Below are 8,892 nucleotides of genomic sequence, written 5' to 3' on the forward strand. Positions count from 1 at the left end.
GCGACGACGGGACTCGATAAGCAAAGGTCGGCCACTTGTGGATAACTAAAGTGCGCCGATTCTACCGCCCTTCGCTGAAGATCGCCCGCTTTGATCAATTGACTTCACCGATAGTCTTTCCACCTATGAAAAAAGGTAACAGCCCGTCCCGCAAGTGATTCGATACGCCCTCGATGCAGTACAATCGCCGCTTTTAATCGCCAACCAGCTGGCCATTCCGATGATCGAACCCAAGCGCGTCTTGCGCGCCCTCGCTGAACACTGGGCACTTCTGGAGCCTCTGTGTGAGCATTTCGACCAAGGCACACTGAGCCTCAACGAATTGCGCACGCAACTGGCCGCCCAGCAACTCGACAGTACGCCGCAGGACATCACCAGCCTGCTGGATGTGTGGATTCGCCTCGATATCCTGGTTCCTGTGGCGAAAAGCCCGAACCGATTCGAGCTCAACGCGCAAATTCACGACTTCCTCGCCTACCTGCGCCGTGAACACCGTTTGGGCCTGTGCCTGGAAATCGAAGCCTACCTGCGCCATCTCGAGCGCCTGGCAGGCTATATCCAGGACGCCTTCGACATCCGCGACGGCAACGACCTGGCCCGCCAGCTACGCCTGCTCGACATGCGGGTTCGCGATGTACTGAAAAAACTCGATAACGACGAACAGGCACTGGTGGCCGTCGCCGAAAGGGCGAAAACCAGCGACCGACAGATTCCCTTGCGCCAGCGTTACGCCGAGGTGCTGGCGACCTGGGACGAATACGTCGAGCCGATGATCGATCTGGTGAACGCCGACGGCGCCTTCGAGCAAGGCGTGCGCAAGGTCGAAACGGTACTGTTGAAGATGCTCTCCGAGCAGCAACGCCTCGGCCATCTGGTCGACGACGACATGCTGCTGCGCACCCACGCGCGCATCCTCGAAATGCAGACCAGCGCGCAGTTGACCCTGCGTCACGCGCGCGAACTGCTGTTGCCGCTGCGCGAAGAAGCCCGTCGCCACAACGCCGTCACCCGTGGCGCGGCACTGGCGTTGGCGGCCATCCGTCGCAAAGGCATCGATGCCGTACCCCAGGCGGCGATGCCTTTGTTCACGCGGCCGCAGAGCACCTTCCTCGGCAGCGCCAGTCAGGTCGAGGCCTACGTCTATGCCCTGGCCCGCTTCGAACCGAAACCGGCGCGCTTCCCCAAGGCCCACAAGACTCAGAAGGGCGAAGCGCCGCGCGCGCCCCGCACGGTTCGCGAAATGCTCGAACGCTGCGAAGACGCCCTGCCAATGCCGGACCTGATGACCTGGCTGCTGGAGCAGGAGCCGGACGGTGCCACCGACGAATTGCTGTACTGGTTCTCGCGCCTGTCCCGGGAAAAACGCTTCAAGCGCGAGCGCCTGGAACGACGCGATTACCACACACATGAGCATCAGGTCAGCCTGCGCTCCTTCGCCCTGCTCTCGATCGGTGATGACGCCGTCGAGAATTCTGCGAGCACCCCTTATGCATCTTGATCTTTCCGAACTGTCCCAGCTGGCACCGATCTTTCGCGAGCTGTTCAAGGGCTACCACGTCAGCCGCCGCGATCCGGAGCTGTACGCACAGTTGTCGAACTTCCAGGACCAGTACCGCACGCTGTTCAAGGCCCTGGGCTTTGAACTGGTTTGCGACACCCGTGGTTTCTACTACTTCGTGCCGGACGGGGCCGCCGCGGCGGTGAACAAGACCGCCCAGCGCCTGGCGCTGTTCACCTTCATCCTCGTCGAGCACCTGGCTGACCAGGGCCGCGATCCGATCGCCGTGCTCGACGGTGGCAGCCTCGGACGCGATGAACTGCCATCGCTGCTGGAAAAGTACCGCGACCTGTTCATCCAGGCCGAAGTGCAGACCCAGGACGAGCTGGAAGAAAAGATCATGCGGCGCATGACCCAGCTCGGCTTCGCCGGCGAAGAAAACGGCGTATACCGCTTCCTGCCGCCGATGCACCGCTTCCTCGATGTGTGCCTGTCGGTGCAGCAGGACCGTGACCTGGCGGCCAGCCTGCACAGCGTACTGCCGCTGCCGGTCCCGGTGCTGATCGACGAAGACAGCGACGAAAAACTGCTGCAGACCGACGACCCGCTTGACCTCGCCGAATTTGTAGACGAAAGCGAAGAAGACGCCCTGGCCCGCGCCATTGCCGAAGAACAGGAGCTCGACGCATGAGCAAGGAACGCTACGGCATCCGCCGCTTTGCCCTTTTGAACACCGCCGGCTACAGCCTCGGCCTGTTTCCGCTGGAAGAGCCACTGTCAGTCTACGGCGCGAACAACCTCGGTAAATCCGCTTCGATCAACGCGTTGCAGTTCCCGATCCTGGCGCGCATGTCGGATATGAGCTTCGGCAAGTACAGCCTGGAGCAGTCCCGGCGCTTTTACTTCGCCTCCGACACCAGCTACATCCTGGTCGAAGTGAACCTGCCCCACGGTCCTCACGTGATCGGCGTGGTCGGACGCGGCCCGGGTGGCGGCTTCGGTCACCAGTTTTTCGCCTATGCCGGCCAACTGGACCTGGCGCACTACCAGAAAAACGACACCTGCCTGCGCCAGAAAGAACTGTTCAGCAACCTTGAGCGCGAAGGCCTGAAAGCCTACGAACTCAAGCCCGATGAACTGCGGCGCCTGCTGGTCGGTGGCCACACCTCGATCCCGCTGGACCTCACGCTGATCCCGCTGCGCTCCACCAGCGAACAGAGCCTGAAGACCTTCCGCGCCCTGTTCATCAACCTGCTGCACATGCGTGAAATCACCGCGGCCAAGCTCAAGCAACTGTTCCTCGATGCCTTCGAGCACAGCTTGCGCTCCGGTAGCGTCGACTACATCGCCGCGTGCGAAGAAGCCTTCCGTGATGTACGACGCATGGAACAGGACTACAACTCGCTGGTGGCCGCCGGCCCATTGGTCGAAGCCCTGGCCAACGGCGTGAAACAGCGCGACATCCTGCGCGGCAAGCTGCACCGGATCTCACCGTTGCTCGACTCCTTGCTGGGCACCTGGTCGGACTACGCCAGTGCGCGCAAGGAAGAGCTGACCATTCAGGCCGAGCACTACCGCAACGAGCAGGACGCCCTGCAGAACGATCAACGTGGCGGCACCCAGGAACTGATGCGTCTGGAGCGGGAAATCACCGGCATCCAACGCTGGCTCGGCGAGCTGTCGATGCTCAAGCATCGCTTCGCGCTGATCGATGACGTCAAGGTGCTGGAGCAACAACTGCTGGCCGCCAAGGACGCCCACGACGAACTGGCCGGTGCGCTGGCACAGTCCCGACAGTTCAGCGCCGAAGACCTCGAAGAGCGTCTGCGCGATCTGGAAAAACGCCTGAAGTCGGTCAAGCAGCAACTCGATCACGCCGACAACAACAGCTACGCCCGCCTGCGTGAAGAGTTCTCGCAACAGGACGTCGAACGCCTGATGCGCTTGTTCAACAGTGCGCTATTCAGCCTGCCATTGGGCGAACACGGCATCACCCTCGACGAGAACGGCGACTGGGTGAAGTCCGTGGAGCTGATCCTCGACGGCTTCAAAGGCGAACGCTTCGAAGTGCCGGGCCTGTCCATCGACATCTCGCACATCGAACCACCGGCGTTGCAGGCCCTGGCTGACCGCGCCGCGCTGCGCGACCAGAAAGAGCGCCTGGACAAAGAACTCAAGCAACTGAAAACCCAGCAAGCCGTGGCCGCCGACCGCGCGGCGAGCAAGACCCAGACCGAAGCGCTGTACCAGCAAGTGCTGGATGCGCAGAAAGCCCTGGAAGATTTCCGTCGCGCGCAAACCCTGACCGCCGAGGAAGGCGACAAGCTCGAACAGCTGGCGCAGATGGAAGCCGCACAAGACGAATTGAAGCGCTCCAGCGATGCCTTCACCGAACGTGTCCAGCAACTGTCGGCGAAGCTGCAATTGGTCGGCCGCCAGATCGGCGACATGGAAGCCAAGCAACGCACCCTCGACGACGCTCTGCGCCGCCGTCAGTTGTTGCCGGCGGATCTGCCATTCGGCACGCCGTTCATGGATCCGGTCGACGATTCGATGGATAACCTCCTGCCGCTGCTCAACGACTATCAGGACAGCTGGCAGGGCCTGCTGCGCGCCGATGGCCAAATCGAGGCGCTGTACGCCCAGGTGCGCCTCAAGGGCGTCGCCAAGTTCGACAGCGAAGACGATATGGAGCGTCGTCTGTCACTGCTGATCAATGCTTATGCGCACCGTACCGACGAAGCCCTGACCCTGGGCAAGGCCCGTCGTGCGGCGGTGACCGACATCGCCCGGACCCTGCGCAACATCCGCAGCGACTACGACAGCCTCGAGCACCAGCTGGCGCTGTTCAACCGCGAGATCAACAAGCGCCAGGTGTCCAACCTGCAAAGCTTCCGTATCGTGCTGGCGCCGAACAAGGAAGCACTCAAGCACATCGATCAGATCATCCACAGCGCAGGCCAGTACGAAGAAGGCGAGACCCTGTCGGTCTTCGACCTCAGCCAGAGCGCCGAGCAGGACAACAAGAACGAAGAGGCCAAGGAATACCTGGCGCGGCTGGTGGCGGCAAACCACAACCAGCTCGGCCTCAAGGACTTGTTCGAACTGGCGTTCGAGATCACCAAGGTCAACGGTCAACCGGTTATCCACACCGACATCGACGGCGCGGCCTCGAACGGCACCACCATGACCATCAAGGCGCTGACCAACATGTATTTGTTGCTGCACTTGATGGACCGCGACCTGGCCGGACGTGTGCGCTTGCCGTACTACCTCGACGAGGCAGCGGATATCGACGAGAAGAACCAGGCGGCGCTGCTGGAGACCAGTCTGCAACTGGGCTTCGTGCCTATCCTGGCGAGTGTGAAGCCGCAGGTCTGCGCCAGTGTCGCCATCGACCTGGAAGGTGGCAGCGGCCCGGCTGGCATCTATATCGACGAAGAGGACTGGAAGTACATCCGCCGTCACGAATCGGTGAAGACGCCTGTGAATGTTGAAGCGGATCATCCGGAGCTGGATGCGGTTTGAGTTGACCCGCTAGATACGAAAAAGGCCGCGATCCAATGGATAGCGGCCTTTTTTGTGGGGCTTTCAGTGCTCTTAGGGCCCCGTCGTCGGAACGCCGCGCGGAGCAAGCCCGCTCCCACAATGGATTTATGTACACCGGTCCATTGTGGGAGCGGGCTTGCTCGCGAAGGCGTCATCACAGACGCCTGATCAGCTCAGGGTTATTTACCGAGCGGGATCTTCGGCGCCCAGGTCAGCCATTCTTCTTCGAACTTGTCGAACAGCGCAAACGTCTGCTCTGGCCGTGCCGGGCTGCCCATGCGCTCACCGTCTGGCGTAGCGAAGGCCACACCGCCCTGGATCATGGTTTCCAGCGACTCGGTGCGCACCGTCGCCCCTCGGAACAGACCAACATCAAAATCAAAACCGCTGGTGTTCCAGAAGCGCGTGCCGCTGCGCACCAATGGCGCGTACTTCGGCTCGATCAGGATGCGGATCAGCACACGATCGGCTGTCTGGCCCAGCTCGTAACCCGTGACCTTGCCCACGGTGATTTCGCGATACGTCACCGGTACCCCAGCCTTCAGCGAACCACGGCGAGGGGCGCTCAATACCAGGCTCAAACCGGTTTCCTGCCTGGCCGCTTCCGGCGGACTGGCCAGCGCCACGAAGTTTTTCTGCGGCCCCAGATTCTTCGCTGCCGGTTGCACCTCAATGTATTGCCCGGTCACCAGCGTTTCCAGGTTCGAAGTCTTGATCAACCCGAGCTCCGGCTTGACCACCCAGAACTGACTGCCGACGCGAGCGATGCGCTCCGGGACTTCATCGATCCGGGCGGTCAGCAGGACCGACTGCAGATCGTCACTCAGGTCAACGTCTTCGATCTTGCCGACATCCAGGCCCTTGAAGCGGACCGGTGTGCCGGCGCGCAGGCCATCGGCACGGTCGACCTTGATCGTGATCACCGTGCCTTTCTGGTTGGCTTGCTCATGGTTGGCGAACAGGCGGAAGCGCGGGATGCGCTTCTGCAATGGCGCATTGGCCTCCGGTGTTTCAAAGGCGATGCCACCGGCCATCAGGCTTTGCAGCGATTCGCTCTTGACCTGGATCCCGCCGGTCAGCCCGCCCGTCAGCGTGATGCCGCTGGCATTCCAGAAGCGCGTCGAGGCGTTGACCAGATCTTCGTATTCCTTCTCGATATGGACGCCAATCACCAGCTGTTTCTTTTTGCGCGAAAACTGATAACTCTGTACCGAGCCCACCTTGACCTGCTTGTAGAGAATCGGGCTTCCCACTTCCAGCGAGCCGAGGTTATCGGTGAACAACACCAGGTGCAGGCCCGGTGAACGCAGATCCAGCGGCGGCGCCTTCGGCCGAGCGACAAACTCGCGTTGCGGCGCGGCGCCTTTGTCCCCCGGACGCACGGCAATGTAGTTACCCTTGACCAATGCTTCAAGACCGGTAATGCCCGCCAGGGAGATCGACGGCTTGACCACCCAGAACTGGGTGCCATCGACCAGGTAATCCTCGGCGAGCGGGTCAAGCGTCAACTCGGCGCTGGCACCAGACAAATCGGCATCGACCTTGAGCGCCTTGAGGGTGCCGACCTGAATGCCTTTGTACATCACCGGCGTGCGGCCAGCCTGCAAGCCTTCGAAGTCGGTCAGCTTGACCTTGACCTTGATCCCGGCGGCAGCGGCGTCGAAGTCTTCATACAGACGGAACGGCAGGCTCGGATCGGTCGGCGGGCTGTCCTTGCGGTTTTCAGGCGTTGCAAACGCAATACCGCCAGCGACGATACTGGCCAAGGACTCACTGCGTACTTTCACACCGGACAGGTTGGCATCGATGCTGATGCCGCTGGCGTTCCAGAAGCGTGTATGTTTGCGCACCAGCTTGGCGTAGGTCGGCTCGATGAAGACCTTGAGTTCAACCGTACTCTGATCTTCGGAAAGCACGTAGCTCTTGATCTGCCCGACCTTGATCTGCTTGTAGAACACCGGGCTGCCACGGTTCAGCGAGCCCAGGCGATCGGCCTTGATCGTCAGGTGCAGGCCTGGCTGGGCGTCGGATAGCGGCGGCTCCTCGGCCAGGGCCTTGAACTTGCGGGTAGGCTCACCCTCTCCCGGACTGATCGCGACATAGTTGCCCGAGACCAGCGTCTCCAGCCCAGTGATGCCGGCCAGCGTCACGCTCGGCTTGACCAGCCAGAAGCGCGTGCTGGTGCGCAGGTATTGCTCTACGTCCTTGTTCATCTCGACGCTCGCGATCACCCCTTTGGAGCTGCCTTCATCATCAAGCTTGAGGGTCTTCACCTTGCCGACCGACATGCCTTTGTAGACGACTTCGGTCTTGTTGGCCTGGATGCCTTCACCGCTTTCGAAACGTACCTGAATCTCGATGCCGGTTTCGTTGTAGGCACGCCAGCCAAGCCAGCCGCCAATGATCAAGGCGATCAGGGGCAATATCCAGATGGCGGACCAGTTCGAGGCCGGTCGGGTTTTCGCTACAGGCAAATCAGTCATGGTCGTCGTCCGACTCCGTGTTATCCCAAATCAGTCGGGGATCGAAAGTTACTGCGGCAAGCATCGTCAGAATCACCACGCTGGCGAACGCGATGGCGCCAAGATTGGCCTCGATGGTGGCTAGCCGTCCAAAATTCACGAGCGCCACCAAGATGGCGATCACAAAGATATCGAGCATCGACCAGCGGCCGATGAACTCGATAAAGCGGTACATCCATATTCGCTGGCGAGCAGAGAGTGGCTGGTGGCGCTGCACGGAAAACAGCAACAGTGCGATACCCACCAGCTTGAACGTGGGCACCATGATGCTGGCGATAAACACCACCGCAGCGATAGGAATCATGCCGTGCTGAACCAACTCGATCACCCCGGACATGATGGTGCTCGGATCCCCCTTGCCCAGGGAACTCACGGTCATGATCGGCAGCAGATTGGCCGGTATGTAAAGAATGGCGGCGGTGATCAGCAACGCCCAGGTCCGCGCCACACTGTTCGGACGGCGGGCATGCACCAGCGCGCCGCAGCGAGTGCAGATCTGTTCGTCGGTATCAGCTTCCTGCTTGTTCAATTCATGGCATTCCGCGCAAATCAGAATGCCAGCATCAATCGCCCGCATGGGCATCCTCTCCTGATAAAGCCTGCCAGATCTGGTGAGGAGACATCACGACCTCCAGCCAGACCTGAACCAACAACAATCCAATGAAGCACGCCAGGCCCAGGCCGATGGTCATTGCTGCCATATCTGCCAGCTTGACGATCGCAACCAGTACGCCCATGAGGTAAACCTCGAGCATCCCCCAGTCCCGCAAATGATGGTAAATCCTGTAGAGCAGCAAGCCATAGCTGCGTCCGATGTCAAAACGGATACTCAGCAACACGATCAGTTGGCACAGCAACTTGAGCAGCGGAATCGCCATGCTGCACAGGAACACAATGACTGAAACGCTTTGCATGCCTGTATCGAAAAGCGCGACAACCCCGCTCCAGACAGTGTCTTGCGACGATTGCCCAAGCAGATTGAGTTGCATGATGGGTAAAAAGTTCGCCGGGATATACAGCAGCAGTGCTGCAATCACCAGGGCGAGACTACGCTGAACAACGTTGTATCGATGGGCATAGAGCTCGTATCCACATCGCGGGCACAGGGCTTTCTCGCCATGGTCAAGCTCGGGCTTGCGCATCAGCAAGTCGCACTCGTGGCATGCCACCAAATCGTTCAGCGGTAATTCTGACAGCCTTGAGGCGTCAACCGGATCTGGCATATAACGCTCTGACTCCGAAAAAGTTGGCTCTATTCTAGTGCCCCGAATCAAAAATAACTGTGCCAATTTGTGCGCGAGTCATCGAGATTTTTCCTACAGG

6 protein-coding genes are annotated in these 8,892 nt (G+C 60.4%); 3 read left to right on the forward strand and 3 right to left on the reverse strand.

Going from position 1 to position 8,892, the window contains the following annotated elements; all coding sequences use genetic code 11:
* Positions 1 to 220 precede the first annotated feature (220 nt).
* The 3 genes from mksB to mksF are packed head-to-tail and all read left to right on the forward strand — an operon-like array spanning position 221 to position 5,026.
* Entirely contained in the window at positions 221 to 1,498 is a 1,278-nt protein-coding gene (mksB, locus tag NQL71_RS17245) for an Mks condensin complex protein MksB (protein ID WP_162488919.1), read from the forward strand.
* Positions 1,488 to 2,189 (forward strand): Mks condensin complex protein MksE, encoded by a 702-nt coding sequence (gene mksE / locus NQL71_RS17250; RefSeq protein ID WP_046818938.1) that lies wholly within the window; start codon positions 1,488 to 1,490, stop codon positions 2,187 to 2,189. Before mksB ends, mksE begins: the two co-directional genes overlap by 11 nt.
* Complete coding sequence (mksF, locus tag NQL71_RS17255) at positions 2,186 to 5,026, forward strand: Mks condensin complex protein MksF (protein ID WP_274643054.1); 2,841 nt, start codon at positions 2,186 to 2,188, stop codon at positions 5,024 to 5,026. The genes mksE and mksF overlap by 4 nt, the downstream gene beginning before the upstream one ends.
* 200 nt (positions 5,027 to 5,226) lie before the next feature.
* Here the strand turns inward: mksF and NQL71_RS17260 are convergent, their stop codons facing one another.
* The 3 genes from NQL71_RS17260 to NQL71_RS17270 are packed head-to-tail and all read right to left on the reverse strand — an operon-like array spanning position 5,227 to position 8,792.
* Positions 5,227 to 7,530, reverse strand: a complete 2,304-nt coding sequence (locus tag NQL71_RS17260; RefSeq protein ID WP_077185157.1) for a PqiB family protein — start codon at positions 7,528 to 7,530, stop codon at positions 5,227 to 5,229.
* Positions 7,523 to 8,146 (reverse strand): paraquat-inducible protein A, encoded by a 624-nt coding sequence (locus tag NQL71_RS17265; RefSeq protein ID WP_077185155.1) that lies wholly within the window; start codon positions 8,144 to 8,146, stop codon positions 7,523 to 7,525. Before NQL71_RS17265 ends, NQL71_RS17260 begins: the two co-directional genes overlap by 8 nt.
* Positions 8,133 to 8,792, reverse strand: a complete 660-nt coding sequence (locus tag NQL71_RS17270; protein WP_046818934.1) for a paraquat-inducible protein A — start codon at positions 8,790 to 8,792, stop codon at positions 8,133 to 8,135. The genes NQL71_RS17265 and NQL71_RS17270 overlap by 14 nt, the downstream gene beginning before the upstream one ends.
* Positions 8,793 to 8,892 lie beyond the last annotated feature (100 nt).

It is taken from the genome of Pseudomonas serbica (genome assembly GCF_028823535.1).
GTDB classification, from domain to species: domain Bacteria; phylum Pseudomonadota; class Gammaproteobacteria; order Pseudomonadales; family Pseudomonadaceae; genus Aquipseudomonas; species Aquipseudomonas serbica.

Excerpts from the sequence above, each read along its gene's own strand:
- mksB (WP_162488919.1), top strand. The coding sequence starts at position 221 with ATGATCGAACCCAAGCGCGTCTTGCGCGCCCTCGCTGAACACTGGGCA.
- mksE (WP_046818938.1), top strand. The coding sequence starts at position 1,488 with ATGCATCTTGATCTTTCCGAACTGTCCCAGCTGGCACCGATCTTTCGC.
- mksF (WP_274643054.1), top strand. The coding sequence starts at position 2,186 with ATGAGCAAGGAACGCTACGGCATCCGCCGCTTTGCCCTTTTGAACACC.
- NQL71_RS17260 (WP_077185157.1), bottom strand. The coding sequence starts at position 7,530 with ATGACTGATTTGCCTGTAGCGAAAACCCGACCGGCCTCGAACTGGTCC.
- NQL71_RS17265 (WP_077185155.1), bottom strand. The coding sequence starts at position 8,146 with ATGCGGGCGATTGATGCTGGCATTCTGATTTGCGCGGAATGCCATGAA.
- NQL71_RS17270 (WP_046818934.1), bottom strand. The coding sequence starts at position 8,792 with ATGCCAGATCCGGTTGACGCCTCAAGGCTGTCAGAATTACCGCTGAAC.